The organism is Polaromonas sp. P1_E12 (assembly GCF_056405975.1).
Map to the genome: position 1 here is coordinate 163,705 of NZ_JBFUBB010000005.1, position 16,877 is coordinate 180,581.

The following is a 16,877-nucleotide window of genomic DNA, read 5'->3' on the forward strand; positions in this document are numbered from 1 at the left end:
AGGCCGTTGGTACCATGTGAGCGGTAACCTTAACTGGGCGGGGAGCACCAATGTTCAATCAAACCGTGCGCGGCATGTATTGCCTGCGCTGCAGCAGCCGCAAGGTGGTGCGCGGAAATTTCGAAGCGGAGCGGTTCTATCCCTTGCGTGGCTTGCTGCGCTCGCTTGTCGGCAAGCCCGTGCTTTTGCAAAACCAGCATTCACATGCCTGCATGGACTGCGGCCTGGCCTGGAACGAAGTCGATGCCGCCGAGCTGCGCAAAAACCTCCGCGCTTACGGCCTGGCGCCACACAGCACCGGCGTGATGGAGGCCGTGAACGAAGCGGGTGTTGATGTCCGTTTATGAGCGCCTGGTAAAACTGCAAAGATCTTGCTGGGCCTGCGTTCTGATTCCGGTGGTTTTGCTGCTGGGCACATGGGTCGTCATCATCGAACCACGCTGGGTCGCCCACCGCGAGATCAGCGAGACCGTTCCGGACTGGAAAGGGCCACCCGGCCTGAAAGTGGCCATTGCTTCAGACTGGCACTTCACCAAACGCCGGCTTTGGCGCGTCATGACGGTGGAGCGTGCGCGTGACATCGTGGCGCAGATCAATGCCGCCCAACCCGACGTGGTGCTGTTGCCCGGCGACTTCATTGCCGACCGCGACTACAAGCCCGACACCGCCGCCACACCCGAGGACGAGATCGCCCAGGTGCTGGGCGGGCTGAAAGCCCGGCTGGGTGTCTATGCGGTCATGGGTAACCACGACTGGTGGCACGACGGCGAAAAATTCACCGCGGCATTCACCCGCGCGGGCATCACGGTGCTCGAGAACGACGCCGTGCCTTTACCCCTGCCCTTACCCGTGCCACCCGGAGCATCCGGAACGCCCGTCTGGGTGGTGGGCGTGGGCGACGACCACACCGGCCACTCCCAACCGGCCAAGGCGATGAGCAAGGTGCCCAAGGGCGCGCACGCCCTGGTGTTCATGCACGAGCCGGCCAGCTTGATCGACTTGCCGCCCGTGCGCGGTCTCGTCGTAGCCGGCCACACGCACGGCGGCCAGGTCTACCTGCCCTTTGTCGGCGCGCTGGTCGTGCCCGGCGCCGGCCCGCGCGACTGGGCCTACGGCTGGGTCGGGCACGAAGACAATCGCATGTACATCACCAGCGGCCTGGGCGTCAGCATCTTGCCGGTGCGATTTAACATGAGGCCTGAGTGGGTGATGTTCACCCTCAACGCAGCCAACGGCAAGCCCAAGGCGACCCCCTGAAAAAGAAAGCTGACAGATGAAGTTCGATGCCGTGTTATTTGACTGTGATGGCGTGCTGGTCGACAGCGAGCCGCTGACCAACGGCGTGCTCCGCGACATGCTGGAAGAGCTCGGCTGGAAGCTCGGCTCGGCCGAATGCATGGCCATGTTTGTCGGCAAGGCCGTCAAGGACGAAGCCGCCACCATCGAAGCCCACACCGGCAAGCCGCTGACTGAAGCGTGGATGCTGGAGTTTCGCGCCCGCCGCAACGAAGCCCTGGTCGAGTCGCTGCTGGCTGTGCATGGCGCAGTCGAGGCCGTCAGCCAGATCCACACGGCCTACCAGGGCCGCATCGCCTGCGCGTCCGGCGCCGACCGTTTCAAGGTCGAGCTGCAGCTGGAAAAGTGCGGCCTGATGCCTTTCTTTGAGGGCAACATCTTCAGCGGGCACGAGCTGCCGCGCTCCAAGCCCTTCCCCGATGTGTACCTGGCCGCCGCCGCCGCGCTGGGGGTAGACCCGAAGCGCTGCGCCGTGGTCGAAGACACTGTTACCGGCGTCACGGCCGGCGTGGCGGCCGGCTGCACGGTGTTTGGCTACAGCCCGCCCGAGCTGGGCCACGACGCGCCCGCAGCCCTGCGCGCCGCCGGTGCGGTGCATGTGTTCACCGCTATGGCCGACCTGCCGGCGTTGCTGAGCTGAAGCGACCGGGTGATGTCAGATCTTTGATGGGCTGATCTGCCAGTCAGGGCGGTTTGATGAGATCGTCAATGGCCTGCCGGTACTCGGCGATCATCGGTGTTTTCATGGCCTCGCTTCTCGTGATTCTGAGCGGATCTGGACTCGGCGGCGTGTTGACGTACCGGTACATCAAGGTCTGCTTTTCACCCAAGGTCATGACGTGCTTTTCTGTCGCCTTGACCTTGGCCAGATCAAAAATAGTTGTCGACAGCAGGTTGTGAAAAACGATGGATCTGGGGGCTTTCTCCCATGAGATGGGTTTGAATTCTCGACCATCCAATGTCGCAAGCCGATGTCCCATTGTGTTGTAACTGCTGCCCCAATTTTCTTTAGGCAGTGCTTGGTTCAAGCTGTCATCCAGTCCGGCCAGGACGAGATACCAGATTCCATCAAACCGGTTCAGGTAGATCGGCTGAAACTGAGTGATAACGGACACCTTGGGTTCACCCGCCGCCGGTTCAAAACTGAGTTCGGTACTCTGCAGGCGTGCATCCTTGAATTCGTGCAGCCGCCAGCCGGTGCGCTCATAGGTTCTGCGTGTTTCCACGACCTTCAGCTCACCATTGCCCAGCCGGATTTCTTCGCGCCATGCCAGGTCGAAGAATTGGGAGTAGAGCCCGTTCGTGGCAGTAAAAATCGCTGCTATGCCTAACGCAATAGTGACTCCTGTAAAAATGAATTGCGGCCCCGAAGGGGACCTCTGCTGTGGCTGAAAGCCGTAGTTAAGCCACTCCAGCACGTTCTTGAAGAACCACGCAAATACGAAAAATCCAGCCACCAGGCTGGGGATTCCCGTGAAGTAGGGTGAGACCACAAGAATCTCATCACCCCAGATGACAGTGGGTGCAAGATTGATGAGCAGGAAGCACGCGATGCCAATCCCTGCCGCGGTCAGGCCGCTCGACGCCACAAAAAGGACCTTGAAGAAATATCTGGATAACGAGTTCATAAGATGGGAAACCGCTTTTACTCATCGCCATGGATGCATTCCACATTGGCATCAATGTGCCTGATTGTCTACGGGCTGTCATCGCTGCGCGGGGTATGGGCTACCGCGCCAGCTGTGCTGGGGCTGCCGCCTTCCAACATGCGCCATGATGCGACCATGGCCGAATCTGGCATAAAGCCGGAATTTTCCGTGGCCAGCCTGTCGATTCCGGTCGAATCCATTCGTCGTAGAGGTGTCAGTCACCATTTTTTGAAGGAAACACCATGAAATACCTCTGCCTCGCCTACTACAACCCCGCCGAATTCGCCGCCATGCCGCCCGCCGACATGCAGGCCCTGGTCAGCCAGTGCCCGCCCAAAGACGCCCAGCTCAAGGCCACCGGCCAGCTGCGCGTCAGCGCCTCGCTGGGCGAGCCCGCCATCCGCCTGCAGCCGCGCGGCAGCAAGACGCAGAAGATCGACGGCCCGTTCACCGAAGCCAAAGAGCTGGTGGGCGGCTTTTTCATCATCGACGCTGCCAACCCGGACGAAGCCGTGAAAACCGCCTCGCTGCATCCGGCGGCCACGCTGGGCGAGCAGGCCGGCTGGCGCATCGACATGCACCCCATCGATTTCTTTGAGCAGTACGACGGCAAGGCCTGAGGCGGCTGGCTGGCGCCTGACCGGCCTTTTTGGGCCATTTTCAGGCACAAAAAAGGCCTCTGACCCAATAACAACGGGCGCAAGCAGCTATTGTTTTGATAGCGTTTCCGTGTGAGCTGAAAACTGGCCTGAGTGCTTTTTGAGCACAAGAAAGTACCAAAAACAGGCGTTTTCAGGCATTAAAAGTCCCTGCAGCCCAATGGGAGTCTGCGCAACCAGCTATCAATTTGATAGTAACTTCGCGCACTTGCCGGCTCCCTCAAATCTGCACCCGCGTCCCCAGCTCAATCACGCAGTTGTTGGGCAGCTTGAAAAACCCCGCCACGCTGCCTGCGTTGCGCGACATCAGGGCGAACAGCGCCTCGCGCCAGTGCACCATGCCCGAGCCGCGGGTGGGCACCACGATTTCGCGGCTTAAAAAGTACGAGGTCTCGAACAGGTTGATGGGCAGGCCCTGGGCCTTGCACAGCTCCAGCGCTTTCGGAATGTCGGGCGTGTTCTTGAAGCCGTAGTTCACCTCTACCCGCCAGAAACCCGGTGCCAGCGGCTGCACCTGCACACGTTCGGTAAACGGTATCCACGGCACTTCATGAAACACCACCGTCAGGATCAGGTTGCGTTCATGCAAAACCTGGTTGTGCTTGAGGTTGTGCATCAGCGCCTGCGGCACCGTGTCGGGGTTGGCCACCGCATACACCGCAGTGCGCTGTACCCGGTTCACACTGTCGGCCGACAGCGCCGTCACAAAGGGCAACAGCTCCGGGTCGTCGTGGCGGATGCTTTCTACCAGCAGCTCGCGCCCGCGCCGCCACGTCGCCATCACGGTGAAGATCGCCACACCCATCACCAGCGGAAACCAGCCGCCCTGCATGAACTTCAGCATGCACGACACCACCAGCAGCAGGTCCAGCGCCACAAAGACGGCGGTGGCGGCAATCGCCAGCGGCAAGGGGTAGCGCCAGCCCTGGCGTATGACAAAGAAAGTCAGCAAGGTGGTGATCAGCATGGTGATCGTCACCGCAATGCCGTAGGCTGCCGCCATCGCAGACGAGCTGCCAAAGCCGAGCACCGTGGCCAGCACCGCCGCCAGCAGCAGCCAGTTCACGCCCGGCATGTAGATTTGACCGGCCTCGCGCGCCGAGGTGTGCAGCACGCTCATGCGCGGCAGCAGGCCCAGCTGTATGGCCTGCCGCGTCATCGAATAAGCACCCGAGATGACGGCCTGCGATGCAATCACCGTGGCCAGCGTGGCCAGCACCACGGCCGGAATCAGCCAGGCTTCGGCAAACATGCGATAGAAAGGATTTTCCAGCGCCGCCGGGTCGCGCATCAGCAGCGCCCCCTGGCCCATGTAGTTGATGGCCAGCGCCGGCAGCACCAGGCCGCCCCAGGCAAACTGGATGGGACGCTTGCCGAAGTGGCCCATGTCGGCGTACAGCGCCTCCGCGCCGGTAAAGGCCAGCACGATGGCGCCAACCGCCACAAACATGTGCCAGCCCTGTGCGCTTAAAAAGCGAATGGCGTTCAGCGGGTTCAGCGCGGCCAGTATGCCGGGCTGCTGCGCAATCTCAATCGCGCCGGTAAAGGCCAGCACACCAAACCACAGCACGATGACCGGGCCAAACAGCTTGCCGACCAGGCCCGTGCCAAAACGCTGCACCGCAAACAGCCCCACCAGCACCGCCATGCACACCGGCAGCACATAGGGTTTGAGCGCGGGCGTCACTACCTCCAGGCCTTCGACCGCGCTGAGCACCGAGATCGCCGGGGTGATGACGCTGTCGCCGTAAAACAGCGCCGCGCCCAGCACGCCCGTCAGCAGCAGGGCCGTGCGCGCTTTCGGGTTGTGCCCTGCCGCCTTGGCCGCCAGCGCGGTCAGCGCCATGATGCCGCCTTCGCCGTTGTTGTCGGCCCGCAAGATCAGCAGGATGTACTTGAGCGTGACGATCATCATCAGGCCCCAGAAAATCACCGACACCGCGCCTATGAGGTGCGCCGCATCCAGCGGCACGCCCGTGGCCGGGCTGAAGATTTCCTTCATGGTGTAGAGCGGGCTGGTACCAATGTCACCGTACACCACGCCCAGCGCGCCCAGCGTCAGCGCCGCCACGCCTTCGCGGTGGCCTTTTTTACGCGTGTTGTTGTTGGCGGCTGTGGCCTGGCCCTCTGCAGCAGCATTCGCAGTCGTTGCGACATTTCCCATACATTCCATCCCTCAGTGAAGAAGCCCTCACTGTCGGCCGGCGGGCATCAGGAAAGCATAAGTGGGCGTAAGCTGGGGCTTTTCAGTCCACCGCCAGCCGGTAACCCACGCCGGTTTCGGTCAGTAAATGCCGGGGCTCGGCCGGTTCCTGCTCAATCTTGGCGCGCAGCTGCGCCATGTAGAGGCGCAGGTAATGCACGTGCTCGGTGTACTCCGGCCCCCACACGTCGGCCAGCAGCTGCCGGTGCGTCACCACGCGGCCCGCGCTGCGAACCAGCCGCGCCAGCAGCTTGAACTCGGTGGGCGTCAGGTGCAGCGTTTCGCCGTGCAGCTGCGCGGTGTGCAGCGTCAGGTCCACACGCAAACCATCAAGTTCATGCACCGTTACGGCCGCAGCCAGGGCCGTGCCGCGGTGGCGCAGCGCCACGCGTATGCGCGCCAGCAGCTCGCTCACGCTGAAGGGCTTGGTCAGGTAGTCGTCGGCGCCCGCGTCCAGCAGCTTGATTTTTTGCGCTTCCTGGTGCCGGGCAGACACCACGAGGATGGGCAGTGAATGCTTGCGCCGCACTTCCTGCACCAGCTCTGCGCCGTCACCGTCGGGCAGGCCCAGGTCCAGCACAATCACGTCGGGCGGGTCGTTGCGCACCAGCGCCGCGGCTTCGCTCAGCGACACGGCCGTCTGCACCTCAAATCCTTCCACCGAGAGCGAGGCGCGCATCAGCTCGCGCAGGTCGCGGTCGTCTTCCACCACCAGAAGGCGCAGGCTCATGGCTGCATCCCCGCGGGTTGCTGCGCCTCGATGGGCAGCGTCAACGTAAAGACATTGCCTTCACCTGGTTCGCCAACATCACGGCGCGACGATAAAGTGAGCCGGCCCTGGTGCGCCTCTGCAATGGCACGGCACAGCGCCAGTCCCAGGCCCGCGCCGCGCGGGCCGGATTGGTCACCGCGTGCATAGGGCGCAAAGATGGCCTCGTACTTGTCTTTTGCGATTTGCGGACCGCTGTCCTTTACCGCCAGCCGCAGCGTGTTGCCCTGGGCCTCCACCGACAGCGCAATCGCGCCGGTGCTGTACTTGAGCGCGTTGTCCAGCAGGTTGTCGACCAGCTGCGCCAGCAGCACCGGGTCAGCCTTGATCAGCGGCAGCCCGGCCTGCACGGTGGAGGTAATGCGGCGCTCGGGGTCGCGCTTGCGCACGCGCGCCAGCACGGTGCCGACAATTTCCTCCGGCGACTCCCATTGCCGTGCCGGCGGCTGCGCGGTGTTGGAGAGTTGCACCAGCTGCAGCGTGTTCTCCGTCACGGTCGATAAATAAGAGGCCTCACTCACAATGCTGCCCAGCAGCCGCGCCTGCTCGGCCGGGGCCAGCTTGTCGCCCTGCGTTTGCAGCGCTGATGCCGCGCCCACCACGGTTGCCAACGGCGTGCGCAGGTCATGCGAAATGGCCGCCAGAAAAGTGCTTTGCACCTGCTGGCGTTGCGCCTCGCCCTGCGCCGCCTGCATCGACTGGCTGAGCTGCAGCCGCCACAGCGCCTGCCCCAGCAGCGCGCACAGCGCCTCGGCATGTTCACGCCCGCCGGTGTCGTGTGCCGGCGCGGGCTCTACCCGGGCCGCGCCGTGCATCTGCGTCTTGTCGCCCAGCGGCAGGTACCAGGCGTTCAGCCCCGGCCAGCGCCCGGTGCCGGGCCCCAGCGTGGCCGCTTCGCGCATGCAGCACTTCATGCCGTCCAGCACTGAGGGCTCCAGCACGGCGGCGTTCGAGAGTTCGCCGCCGGCTTGCCGTGTGCCCAGCAGGCAGGGGCCTTCAAAGGCCTCGTCCAGCGCCGCCTGGCCCAGTGCCGCAATTTCTTCAGCGTTTGCTGCAGCTGCCAGCTGCGTGGCCAGGCCCTGCAGCTGGCGCGCCCGCTCTTCGTTCAGGCGGGCCACGGCCGTTTCGCGCCGCAGCCGCGCAGACAGGTGGCTGATGGCCAGCGCCACCAGCAGCATGCTGAAAATCGCAATCAGGTGATCCCGGCTCTCCACCTCGAAGGTAAAGCGCGGCGGCACAAAAAAGTAGTTCAGCGCGGTCACGGCCACTATCGCGCAGGTCACGGACTCCTTCCAGCCCATGGTGTAAGACACGACCACCACGACCAGCACATACAGCATGGCCTGGCTGGCAATCGTGACCTGCCTGTCAAGCAGCAGCCCGCCGCCGGTGGCGGCTGCCAGCAGCACGGCCACGATGGCCCAGTGGCGCAAACTTGTGCCGGTGGCGGGTGTAGGTTCAGCAGCTTTCATCATCAGAAGCCCAGCGTACCATCGGCCGCATCAGGATTGCATCAGGAAGGGCTGGCGGGGTGTGGCGGCGGGTGTGGTGCACCGCAAGGCGCCCAAACCGCCCAAATTCTTGATTTGTATCAACTTTTGCCTATAAAAAGTGCCTGCAGCCCAATAAGAATCTGCGCGAGCCGCTATGAAATAAATAGCAGACGGTGCCCCCGGAGCGCCCGCCGCACAGCCTTCCCACGCCGCTCCCACACCCTGGGGCCTCCAGCCACCACGCATAACCCCACTGCCAAAATCGCCTCATCCTGTTAAGCTGGCTGCCCGACTTTTAATAACGATTTGAGAGACAACACCATGCCCGGACTCCTCCCCAACGTTGACCCTGACGGCCTGCTCGAGTTTTCGGTGGTCTACACCGACCGCGCCCTCAACCACATGTCAAAAAGCTTCCAGGGCGTGATGAGCGACATCTCGCGCATCCTCAAAGACGTGTACAAGGCGCACGCCGTGGCCCTGGTGCCCGGCAGCGGCACCTACGGCATGGAAGCCGTGGCCCGCCAGTTTGCGGGAGGCAAGCATGTCATGGTCATTCGCAACGGCTGGTTCAGCTACCGCTGGACGCAAATCTTTGACATGGGCCACATCCCCGCGTCGCACACCGTGCTCAAGGCCAGGCAGACCGGCCCCGGCGCGCAAGCCCCCTGGGCCCCCGCGCCCATTGCCGATGTGGTGGCTGCCATCGCCAAAGAAAAGCCCGCGCTCGTTTTTGCGCCGCACGTAGAAACCGCCTCCGGCATGATCCTGCCCGACAGCTACCTGCAGGCCGTGGCCGCGGCGGTGCATGCCGTCGGCGGCCTCTTTGTGCTCGACTGCATTGCCTCCGGCGCCATGTGGGTCGACATGAAGGCCACCGGCGTTGACCTGCTCATCTCCGCCCCGCAAAAAGGCTGGAGCAGCTCACCCTGCTGCGCCATGGTCATGCTCAGCGAACGCGCCCGCGCCGCCATTGACAGCACCGCCAGCTCCAGCTTTGCCTGCGACCTGAAGAAGTGGATGCAGATCATGGAAACGTATGAAAACGGCGGCCATGCCTACCACGCCACCTTGCCCACAGACGCCCTCACGCGCCTGCGCGCCGCCATGAAAGAAACGCAAGACTACGGCTTTGCCAAAGTCAAGGCCGAGCAGGAAGCCTTGGGTAGCAAAGTGCGCAAACTGTTTGAAAGCCGCGGCCTGCCCAGCGTGGCCGCCGAAGGCTTCAAGGCCCCGGGCGTGGTCGTCAGCTACACCACAGACCCAGACATCCAGTCCGGCAAAAAATTCCTTGCGCAAGGTTTGCAAACCGCTGCCGGTGTGCCGCTGCAGTGCGACGAGACCGCAGACTTCAAGACCTTCCGCGTGGGCCTGTTTGGCCTCGAGAAGTGGCACCAGTCTGACCGCACCGTCGGCCAGCTCGCTGCTGCGCTCGACGAAATTGGCCTGACCGAGAAGGCGCGCCAGGCTGTCGCGGCCTGAGCGGCTGTTTCTCATCGGGAGCTTCGGCTCCCTTTTTTATGTCCGCTTTCCGTTTTAATCCATCCCTTTATCTATTCATTCCTAAAGAGACGTGTCCATGAAATGCGCTTTGGTCGGTTCCCGTTTTTTCGCTGCCTCGGTGTTTGAGGCGCTTCGCAAAGAAGAAGGCATTGAGTTCACCAGCATCGTCGCCCCGGCTGAAGACGACCGGCTGGCGATTGCCGGGCGCGCCGCCGGCATCCCCGTGCACGTGCTGGCCAACCCCAAGATCGTGCCCGGCGAGGCGATTGCCGAAGGCACCGAACTCATCATCGCCGCGCACACCCATGCCCGTGTAAGCGACGACGCACTCGCCCGCTCGCGCCTTGGCGGCATCGGCTACCACCCCTCGCTGCTGCCACGCCATCGCGGCATCGCAGCGGTTGAATGGACGATTCTGGAAGGCGACCCGATTGCCGGCGGCTCCGTCTATCACCTGGCCGACGGCTGGGACGCCGGCGCCATCGCCGCGCAAGACTGGTGCTTTGTCAAAAAAGGCGAAACAGCCCGCGAACTGTGGGAACGCGCCCTGGCGCCCATGGGCCTGGCGCTGCTCAGCAAAGTCGTGCACCACGCCCGCCTGCAAGGCAGCCTGCCCGCCGACGTGCAAGACCCCGCCTTCGCCACCCGCGCCCCCATGCTGCGCAAAGCCGTGGTGCTGACCGAAGAGGTCTCATCCGCCAACACCTCGCTGGTCGTCTCTATCGTCGGCACAGACCGGCAAGGCATCGTCAGCGCACTGGCCGACAAAGCCCAACGCTTCGGCGCCAACTGGGCCGCCAGCCGCATGACACGCCTGGCCGGTGAATTCGCCGGCATGGTCCACTTCGAAGTGCCCCGCGAAAACGCCGACAACCTCGCCAACTCGCTGCGCGGCCTGCAATCCAGCGGCCTGCAAGTCGTGGTGGCAAAAAGCGATGGCGCCAACACCCCCGCCGCGCTGCGCGTGTTTGAGCTGGAGCTGGTAGGCGAAGACCGCCTGGGCATCGTCAGCAACCTGACCAAGATGCTCGCCGAGCGCGGCATCAGCATTGAAAGCATTCACACCGATATCGTGCGCAGTGGTGTCTCAGGCAAACAGACCTTCAAGGTTGAGGCGCATTTGCTGGTGCCGGCCAAGTTGTCGGTGGAGGCGTTGCAGAAAGAGCTGGGCACCTTGGCCAGCGAGATGATGCTGGATATTGCGTTGGGAGAGCGGCAGGTTGCTGTCGGGTAAGTCAACACGCCCCTCGGGCATGAAGTGAGCTAAGAGTACGGAATAGCAATGGTTGAAATCGTTGTGGCGGTGCTGGTTGTTGGGGGCTTGGGTGTGCTGCCCATCGTTGGGCTCATCATTCAGGTGTGGCGTGACCGCCGGGGCAAGCGGAGGAATGCGCAGGGCAGGTGTTATGCCTGCGGCGGGTCGGGCCTGCTCCTGCCTCTTCATCATTACAAAGGCGAGATGTTCAATTATTGCCTGCCATGCAGTCAACGCCAGCGCCGGATGTCCACGATGACCGGACTTGTCGCTGCCGGGGTTCTGGTGGTGGGCTTGTGTGCCTGGTTGATCGTGCGCGAGCTTTAAGAGATTTCGCTTGGGGGAGCGGCAGGTTTCCGGCAAGTGAGCTGAGATTCGGTTTGTCCGGCGTGGTGGCTGAGAGTGGTGGCAGTAACGAAAATCATGATTTGCTGTAATAGCCCTGAGTTCAAGCAACACTACAAATCCTGAAACCATGACCAGCGACCGCATCTCAAAATTTCTCGACGACATACGCCTTCTTGATCCCGAACGCTTCGAGCTTGTACAGGCACTGAGAAAAATCATCCTTGGCCTGGATTCCTCGATCTCTGAAGAGGTGAAATACGGTGGGCTCCTGTTCTCCGCTGTAAAGCCGTTTTGTGGGGTGTTCTCATACGCAAAACACGTCTCCCTGGAGTTCGGCGAGGGCGCATCACTGCCGGACAAGTTCAAAGTGCTCGAGGGCGAAGGCAAATTCCGTCGCCACATCAAATTGGCATCAGTTGAAGACATCACGGGCAAGCATGTTCGTGACTATCTTGCTTTGGCACTCAAGGTGTCGGCGAAGGCGTGAGGATGCAAATGCGCGCTCACCTGAAACAGAAAATAATCGATGTTTGTGAAAACAAGATCAGAGAGAAAGGCGAAAACGTCGGCGTGTCTTTCTACGCGTTTTTTGCCAACAAGAATGACAACCCGGAGCTCCTGATGGAGGCCGCAAAATGGTGGATCCAAACGCACCGGCTGGACCACTTTGAGAAAGCGGTGAAGATCAGGCGTCTGGTTGAGCAGGAAACGGTCGATTGAGAAAAGCCGCGCCTTGATGTAAGCGTCCTCCAGGGCCATATCCGCCCCCGGCACCATCTCTTTTTTCCAGACGACCCCACGGCGGCTCACAAGCAACTTTCGCAACTCTCAGGGATGCCAGCGCGAGACCGCCCGCGGCGTGTGGGCCGACTTGCTTCCGGCGAGCGCATACGACAGCTGGTTCGCCGCGCGGATGACGCTCTTTGCGTGCTTCATCAGTTTGGTTTTTGAGAGCCGCGCACTCGGGCCCGAGATGCAGATGGACCCCAGCAATCGCCAGTTGAGGCCGAACACCGGCGCCGCCACACTGGCCACTTCGGCTTCGCGTTCGCCCATCGAGATCTGGTACCCCTGCTCTCGGATCGACTCGTACGGCTCTCCCGCTGCGCCGCTGAAGGCCAGGATCACACGCCCCGGTGCGCCCTTGTTCAAGGGCAGCCGCTCGCCGACACGAACGTGGTGCCGCACCGATTGCGGCCCTTCGACGCGCGCCACGCAGGCGCGAATGTCGCCTTCGCGCACGTAGAACGACGCGCTCTCACCGCTTGCCTCGACGAGCTCGTGCAGCGTGGGCTCGACGATGCGGTTGACGTCGAACCCGGCCTGGTAGCGCGCACCCAGCCAGCCGGCGGCCGGCCCCAGCCGCCACTGGCCGTCGTCGGCCTGCACCATGTACTGCGACAAGGCCAGCGTGCGCGCCAGGCGCAGCACCGTGGTCTTGTGCATGTGTGAGCGCCGGCTCAATTCCGCCAGCGAAAGCGTTGACTCGCCCACCTCAAAAGCTTCCATCAGCGAGAGCGCCCGCGTCACCGCGATGACGCCGCCGCCCGCCTCAACTGGCTCATTTGCTGGATCGTTGCGCATGCCGCACCATGGTTCACTGTATGAAACGGTATTGTATGGCGTGCAACGCGCGCCTACAGTCACATCCATACCGCAGCTATTGTTTTAAAGCGGAGCCTTGGAGACATATTCATGAAACTTTCCCGCCGTTACGTGCTGGCCGCTGCCATCGCGTGTTCCCTGGCCACTGGTGCCTTTGCGCAGGCCTGGCCCACCAAACCCATTCGTCTCGTCGTCCCGTTCCCGGCCGGCGGCGGCACCGACATCATTGCCCGCGAAGTCACGAACAAGGTCACGGGCTCGGGCTACACCTTCATCGTTGACAACAAGCCGGGCTCTGGCGGCAACCTCGGCGTGGACGCCGTGGCGAAGTCACCGGCAGACGGCTACACGCTGGTGCTCGGCCAGACCAGCAACCTGGCGATCAACCCCAGCCTGTACGCCAAACTTCCATACGACCCCGTGAAGGACCTCACGCCCGTGAGCCTCGTGGCGAGCGCGCCCCTGGTCATCGTCGTCGCGGCGGACTCGCCGTACAAGACGCTCGCCGACATCGTTGCGGCGTCCAGGGCCAAACCCGGCTCCCTGAACTACGCGACCTCCGGCAACGGCACCGTCGCGCATCTTGCGACCGAGTCCTTGCAGAAAGCAGCAGACGTCAAGCTCACGCATGTGCCGTACAAGGGCGCGGCGCAGGGCGCCACCGACCTGATTGGCGGGCAGGTGCAGCTCTATGTGTCTTCCATCCCCACGCTCATCGGCCACATCAAGAACGGAAAGATGCGCGCCATCGCCGTCACGTCGGCCAAACGCACCGAAGACCTGCCGCAGGTGTCGACCGTTGCCGAGTCCGGCTACAAGGGCTTCGAGGCCGTGACCTGGTTCGGCATCGCCGGGCCTGCGAACCTGCCGAAGGAAGTCGTCGCCAAACTCAACGCAGACATCAACAAGGCGTTGCAGGCGGCAGACCTGCGCAAGAAGCTGCGCGACCAGGGCGCCGACGTAGAGGGGAGCACGCCGGAGCAATTCAGCAAACTGATCCGGGAAGACATCACCCGCTGGGGCAAGATCGTCAAAGAATCCGGTGCGAAAGTAGACTGACATGACACAAGACATCATCCGCAAGTTTGACCGCGTACCGGCCGCCGTGGTGCGCGAAGCCGCTGCATTCCAGCCCGCCATCCTGGCCGACGTCGCCGGCCGTCGGGGTGCGATGCACGGGCGCATCAAGGCATTGCGCCCCCGCATGAAATTTGCCGGAACGGCCTTCACCGTTGAAGTTCGCCCTGGCGACAACCTGATGATCCATGCGGCCATGTCACTGGCGCAGCCGGGCGATGTGCTGGTCATTGACGGCAAGGGCGACCTCACCGCCGCGCTGATGGGCACCATCATGATGACCGCCTGCAAACAGCTGGGTATCGTCGGTGTTGTCATTGACGGCGCAGTGCGGGACACCCTCGAGATTGACGAAATGGATTTCCCGGTCTTTGCGGCCGGGTACAACCCGAACGGCCCCACCAAAACGTGCCCGGGTCGCATCGGCCACCCCGTGACGGCAGGCGGTGTCACCGTGCATGCGGGCGACTTCGTGATGGGCGACGCGGACGGCGTTGTCGTCGTTGAACGCGAGAAGATCGAATCCCTGCTGCCGCTAGCTACGAAGAAGGTGGCCGATGAAAACGCACGGATAGCGGCGATCAAAAAAGGCGACACGGCAGCCAAGTGGCTGGAGTCAGCGTTGCGCAGCGCTGGTGTGCTGAAAGAAGGCGAGTCGCTGTGAGCCACGAGAAACCGGTCATTCTGGTCACGGCGGCAGACCTTGCACCAGAAGCGTTGGCACTGCTGCAGGGCTACGAAGTCATCTACGCCGGCAAGACGCCAACTGAAGAAGACATCGTCGCCCTCTGCAAGCGATACGACCCGGTGGGCATCATCGTGCGCTACAGCAAGGTGGGGGCTGCCGCCATCGCGGCGGCACCATCCCTGCGCGTGATCTCCAAGCACGGCAGCGGCACCGACACCATCGACAAGGTGGCCGCCGCCGCGCGGGGCGTCGAAGTGCGTGCCGCGGCCGGCGCCAACGCCAATGCCGTCGCCGAACAGGCCCTGGCATTGATGCTCGCCTGTGCAAAGTCAATTCCCGTGCTGGACGCGCGCATGCGCGCCGGCCACTGGGACAAGGCCACCCACAAAAGCGTGGAACTGTATGGCAAAACCGTCGGGCTGGTGGGCCTGGGTGCCATCGGGCTGCGCTTTGCACGCATGGCGAGTGCATTGGGCATGGAGGTCTTGGGCTTTGACCCATACGCCAAAGAGCTGCCGGAATTCATGACACGGGTCGAGCTCGAAACGCTTTGGCAAAACGCCGACGTGATTTCGCTGCATTGCCCGCTGACGGACGAGAACCGCAACCTGCTGAATGGCACCACGCTGGCAAAGTGCAAAAGGGGTGTGATCATCGTCAACACAGCGCGCGGCGGGCTGGTGGACGAGGCGGCTTTGCTCGAAGGCCTTCGCAGCGGGCAAGTCCATTCAGCGGGCCTGGACAGCTTCAGCGTGGAACCCATGGCGCCAGGGCACCCCTTTCAGAACGAGCCGGGTCTCATCCTGAGCCCCCACATCGGCGGTGTCACGAGCAACGCATACGTGAATATGGGCGTTGCTGCTGCGCGTAATGCGCGAAGCGTGATTGAAGGCGTTACCGCCGAGGCTTTGGCTTAGCTTTCGATCGAGGGCTGCCAGAGGCATGCGCCCCACGCCAGCGCCTTCGCTGTTACTGCGGCACCAGGCCGGCGGCTTTCACCAGGTCGGCGTGGATGCGGATCTCTTCTGAAATCACTTGCGCCAGGGGCTTGGCCTCATCGGGCGCTGGCTCCATGCCGATTTCCAGCAATTTGGTTTTGGCATCGCCTCTCAGAAACGCCTTCGCGGATTTGCTGAGCTTGTCGATGACGGGTTGCGGCGTTTTGGCGGGAACCAGCAGGCCGATCCATGCCGACAGCACCACATTGTTCACGCCGCCTTCGCGCAGCGTGGGAATGTCCGGCGCAGAAACGGCACGTTTTTCACTCAACACACCCACCGCATGCAGCTTGCCCGACTTGATGTGCGGCAGCGCTTCCGGCAGCGGGGCAAAGGCCATGTCCACCACGCCGCCAATCAGGTCTGTAATGGCCGGCGCGCCGCCCTTGTAGGGAACGTGCAGCAGCTTCGCGCCGGTCTGGCTTTCAAACATCAGCCCCGCCAGGTGCTGCGGGCTGCCGTCACCTGAAGAGGCATACGTCAGCTTGCCCGGGTTGGCCTTGGCCGCCGCCAAAATGCTCGCCGGCGTTCCATACTTCGCCTTGTCGTTCACCACCAGCACCATGGCCTGGTTGACCAGCTTGGTCACCGCCACAAAGTCGGTTTCGGGGTTGTAGGGCAGCGTCTTGAAAATGCTCTTGTTCGTCGTCAGAAAAGACGCCGGCGACACCATGATGGTGTAGCCATCTGGCGCCGCCTTGGCCACCACCGGCACCCCAATCTGCCCCGAGCCGCCGGCCCGGTTGTCCACCACAAAGGGCTGGCCCAGGTCGGTGGTCAGCTGCTGGCTGACCTGGCGCGCCACCATGTCGACGCTGCCGCCAGCCGGCAGCGCGACGATGACCTTGACCGGGTGGCTGGGGTAGGTGTCTTGTGCGAAGGAGGGAGTAGTGAGCGCCAAGCTGGTCGCGGCGCAAAGCGCCAGACAGGCGGTACGGGTGAATGACATAGGTCGCTTTCAGAGTTGGAGGGGTCCCGGGCGTCGCCAGTTGCTCTGCAAAGCATGCTCCGCCTTAAGCGCGGGGACGCAAGTTGTATGCCTGCAAGCAGGGTTTAGAACTGGAACTGGTAGGCGAAGACCGCCTGGGCCTCGTCAACAACCTGATCAAGATGCTCGCCGAGCGCGGCATCAGCATCGAAAGCATTCACACCGACATCGTGCGCAGCGGCGTCTCAGGCAAGCAGACCTTCAAGGTGGAGGCGCATTTGCTGGTGCCTGCTAATTTGTCTGTGGAGGCGTTGCAGAAAGAGTTGGAGACGCTGGCTAGCAAGATGATGCTGGATATTGCGTTGAGGGGGAGAGGCAGGTTGTTGGATAGTGGATGAGTGTCAGC

Annotated in this window: 20 protein-coding genes; 14 read left to right on the forward strand and 6 right to left on the reverse strand. The window is 62.7% G+C overall.

Annotated features, from left to right (window positions below):
- Nucleotides 1-50: 50 nt before the first annotated feature.
- From AC1D13_RS15425 to AC1D13_RS15435, 3 genes are read left to right on the forward strand one after another with little or no spacing between them, the layout of a single operon-like run.
- The gene (locus tag AC1D13_RS15425) at nucleotides 51-347 is read left to right on the forward strand and encodes a hypothetical protein (RefSeq protein WP_477666823.1); all 297 of its coding nucleotides are present in this window, start codon (nucleotides 51-53) and stop codon (nucleotides 345-347) included.
- Complete coding sequence (locus AC1D13_RS15430; RefSeq protein WP_477689830.1) at nucleotides 334-1,257, forward strand: metallophosphoesterase; 924 nt, start codon at nucleotides 334-336, stop codon at nucleotides 1,255-1,257. Before AC1D13_RS15425 ends, AC1D13_RS15430 begins: the two co-directional genes overlap by 14 nt.
- A gap of 16 nt (nucleotides 1,258-1,273) precedes the next feature.
- Nucleotides 1,274-1,936: an HAD family hydrolase gene (locus AC1D13_RS15435; RefSeq protein WP_457282843.1), complete on the forward strand. Its 663-nt coding sequence runs from the start codon at nucleotides 1,274-1,276 to the stop codon at nucleotides 1,934-1,936.
- A gap of 43 nt (nucleotides 1,937-1,979) precedes the next feature.
- On the opposite strand, the gene AC1D13_RS15440 is transcribed toward AC1D13_RS15435, so the two are convergent.
- The gene (locus AC1D13_RS15440; RefSeq protein WP_457282844.1) at nucleotides 1,980-2,924 is read right to left on the reverse strand and encodes a hypothetical protein; all 945 of its coding nucleotides are present in this window, start codon (nucleotides 2,922-2,924) and stop codon (nucleotides 1,980-1,982) included.
- Nucleotides 2,925-2,978: 54 nt separating this feature from the next.
- On the opposite strand from AC1D13_RS15440, the gene AC1D13_RS15445 reads away from it, so the two are divergent.
- Together AC1D13_RS15445 and AC1D13_RS15450 are read left to right on the forward strand one after the other, a co-directional pair.
- A complete protein-coding gene (locus AC1D13_RS15445; protein WP_477689831.1) occupies nucleotides 2,979-3,191 on the forward strand; it encodes a hypothetical protein in 213 nt (70 codons plus the stop codon).
- The gene (locus AC1D13_RS15450) at nucleotides 3,188-3,565 is read left to right on the forward strand and encodes a YciI family protein (protein WP_457282846.1); all 378 of its coding nucleotides are present in this window, start codon (nucleotides 3,188-3,190) and stop codon (nucleotides 3,563-3,565) included. Before AC1D13_RS15445 ends, AC1D13_RS15450 begins: the two co-directional genes overlap by 4 nt.
- Nucleotides 3,566-3,824: 259 nt before the next feature.
- On the opposite strand, the gene AC1D13_RS15455 is transcribed toward AC1D13_RS15450, so the two are convergent.
- The 3 genes from AC1D13_RS15455 to AC1D13_RS15465 form a co-directional block, all read right to left on the reverse strand.
- A complete protein-coding gene (locus AC1D13_RS15455; RefSeq protein WP_477689832.1) occupies nucleotides 3,825-5,768 on the reverse strand; it encodes a potassium transporter Kup in 1,944 nt (647 codons plus the stop codon).
- Between the two features lie 82 nt (nucleotides 5,769-5,850).
- Nucleotides 5,851-6,537, reverse strand: coding sequence for a response regulator (locus AC1D13_RS15460; protein ID WP_457282848.1), 687 nt, complete (start codon nucleotides 6,535-6,537; stop codon nucleotides 5,851-5,853).
- Entirely contained in the window at nucleotides 6,534-8,051 is a 1,518-nt protein-coding gene (locus AC1D13_RS15465) for a sensor histidine kinase (RefSeq protein WP_477689833.1), read from the reverse strand. The genes AC1D13_RS15460 and AC1D13_RS15465 overlap by 4 nt, the downstream gene beginning before the upstream one ends.
- Before the next feature lie 339 nt (nucleotides 8,052-8,390).
- Between AC1D13_RS15465 and AC1D13_RS15470 the strand changes: the two genes are divergently transcribed.
- The 5 genes from AC1D13_RS15470 (at nucleotide 8,391) to AC1D13_RS15490 (ending at nucleotide 11,895) form a co-directional block, all read left to right on the forward strand.
- A complete protein-coding gene (locus tag AC1D13_RS15470) occupies nucleotides 8,391-9,551 on the forward strand; it encodes an aminotransferase class V-fold PLP-dependent enzyme (protein WP_477689834.1) in 1,161 nt (386 codons plus the stop codon).
- Nucleotides 9,552-9,648: 97 nt separating this feature from the next.
- A complete protein-coding gene (locus tag AC1D13_RS15475) occupies nucleotides 9,649-10,806 on the forward strand; it encodes a formyltransferase family protein (RefSeq protein WP_477689835.1) in 1,158 nt (385 codons plus the stop codon).
- Nucleotides 10,807-10,854: 48 nt separating this feature from the next.
- On the forward strand, nucleotides 10,855-11,154 hold the full coding sequence (locus AC1D13_RS15480; RefSeq protein WP_477689836.1) for a hypothetical protein: 300 nt from the start codon (nucleotides 10,855-10,857) through the stop codon (nucleotides 11,152-11,154).
- Nucleotides 11,155-11,302: 148 nt separating this feature from the next.
- On the forward strand, nucleotides 11,303-11,662 hold the full coding sequence (locus AC1D13_RS15485; RefSeq protein ID WP_477689837.1) for a DUF1801 domain-containing protein: 360 nt from the start codon (nucleotides 11,303-11,305) through the stop codon (nucleotides 11,660-11,662).
- An 8-nt stretch (nucleotides 11,663-11,670) separates the two neighbouring features.
- Nucleotides 11,671-11,895, forward strand: coding sequence for a DUF6500 family protein (locus AC1D13_RS15490; RefSeq protein WP_477689838.1), 225 nt, complete (start codon nucleotides 11,671-11,673; stop codon nucleotides 11,893-11,895).
- A gap of 108 nt (nucleotides 11,896-12,003) precedes the next feature.
- Here the strand turns inward: AC1D13_RS15490 and AC1D13_RS15495 are convergent, their stop codons facing one another.
- Entirely contained in the window at nucleotides 12,004-12,759 is a 756-nt protein-coding gene (locus AC1D13_RS15495; RefSeq protein WP_477689839.1) for an IclR family transcriptional regulator, read from the reverse strand.
- A gap of 111 nt (nucleotides 12,760-12,870) precedes the next feature.
- Between AC1D13_RS15495 and AC1D13_RS15500 the strand changes: the two genes are divergently transcribed.
- The 3 genes from AC1D13_RS15500 to AC1D13_RS15510 are packed head-to-tail and all read left to right on the forward strand — an operon-like array spanning nucleotide 12,871 to nucleotide 15,462.
- Entirely contained in the window at nucleotides 12,871-13,839 is a 969-nt protein-coding gene (locus tag AC1D13_RS15500) for a Bug family tripartite tricarboxylate transporter substrate binding protein (RefSeq protein WP_477689840.1), read from the forward strand.
- Between the two features lies 1 nt (nucleotide 13,840).
- The gene (locus AC1D13_RS15505; RefSeq protein ID WP_477689841.1) at nucleotides 13,841-14,521 is read left to right on the forward strand and encodes an RraA family protein; all 681 of its coding nucleotides are present in this window, start codon (nucleotides 13,841-13,843) and stop codon (nucleotides 14,519-14,521) included.
- Nucleotides 14,518-15,462: a hydroxyacid dehydrogenase gene (locus tag AC1D13_RS15510; RefSeq protein WP_477689842.1), complete on the forward strand. Its 945-nt coding sequence runs from the start codon at nucleotides 14,518-14,520 to the stop codon at nucleotides 15,460-15,462. Before AC1D13_RS15505 ends, AC1D13_RS15510 begins: the two co-directional genes overlap by 4 nt.
- A gap of 52 nt (nucleotides 15,463-15,514) precedes the next feature.
- On the opposite strand, the gene AC1D13_RS15515 is transcribed toward AC1D13_RS15510, so the two are convergent.
- Nucleotides 15,515-16,492, reverse strand: coding sequence for a Bug family tripartite tricarboxylate transporter substrate binding protein (locus AC1D13_RS15515; protein ID WP_477689843.1), 978 nt, complete (start codon nucleotides 16,490-16,492; stop codon nucleotides 15,515-15,517).
- Nucleotides 16,493-16,575: 83 nt separating this feature from the next.
- On the opposite strand from AC1D13_RS15515, the gene AC1D13_RS15520 reads away from it, so the two are divergent.
- Nucleotides 16,576-16,869, forward strand: coding sequence for an ACT domain-containing protein (locus tag AC1D13_RS15520; RefSeq protein WP_477689844.1), 294 nt, complete (start codon nucleotides 16,576-16,578; stop codon nucleotides 16,867-16,869).
- The last annotated feature ends 8 nt before the right edge of the window (nucleotides 16,870-16,877 follow it).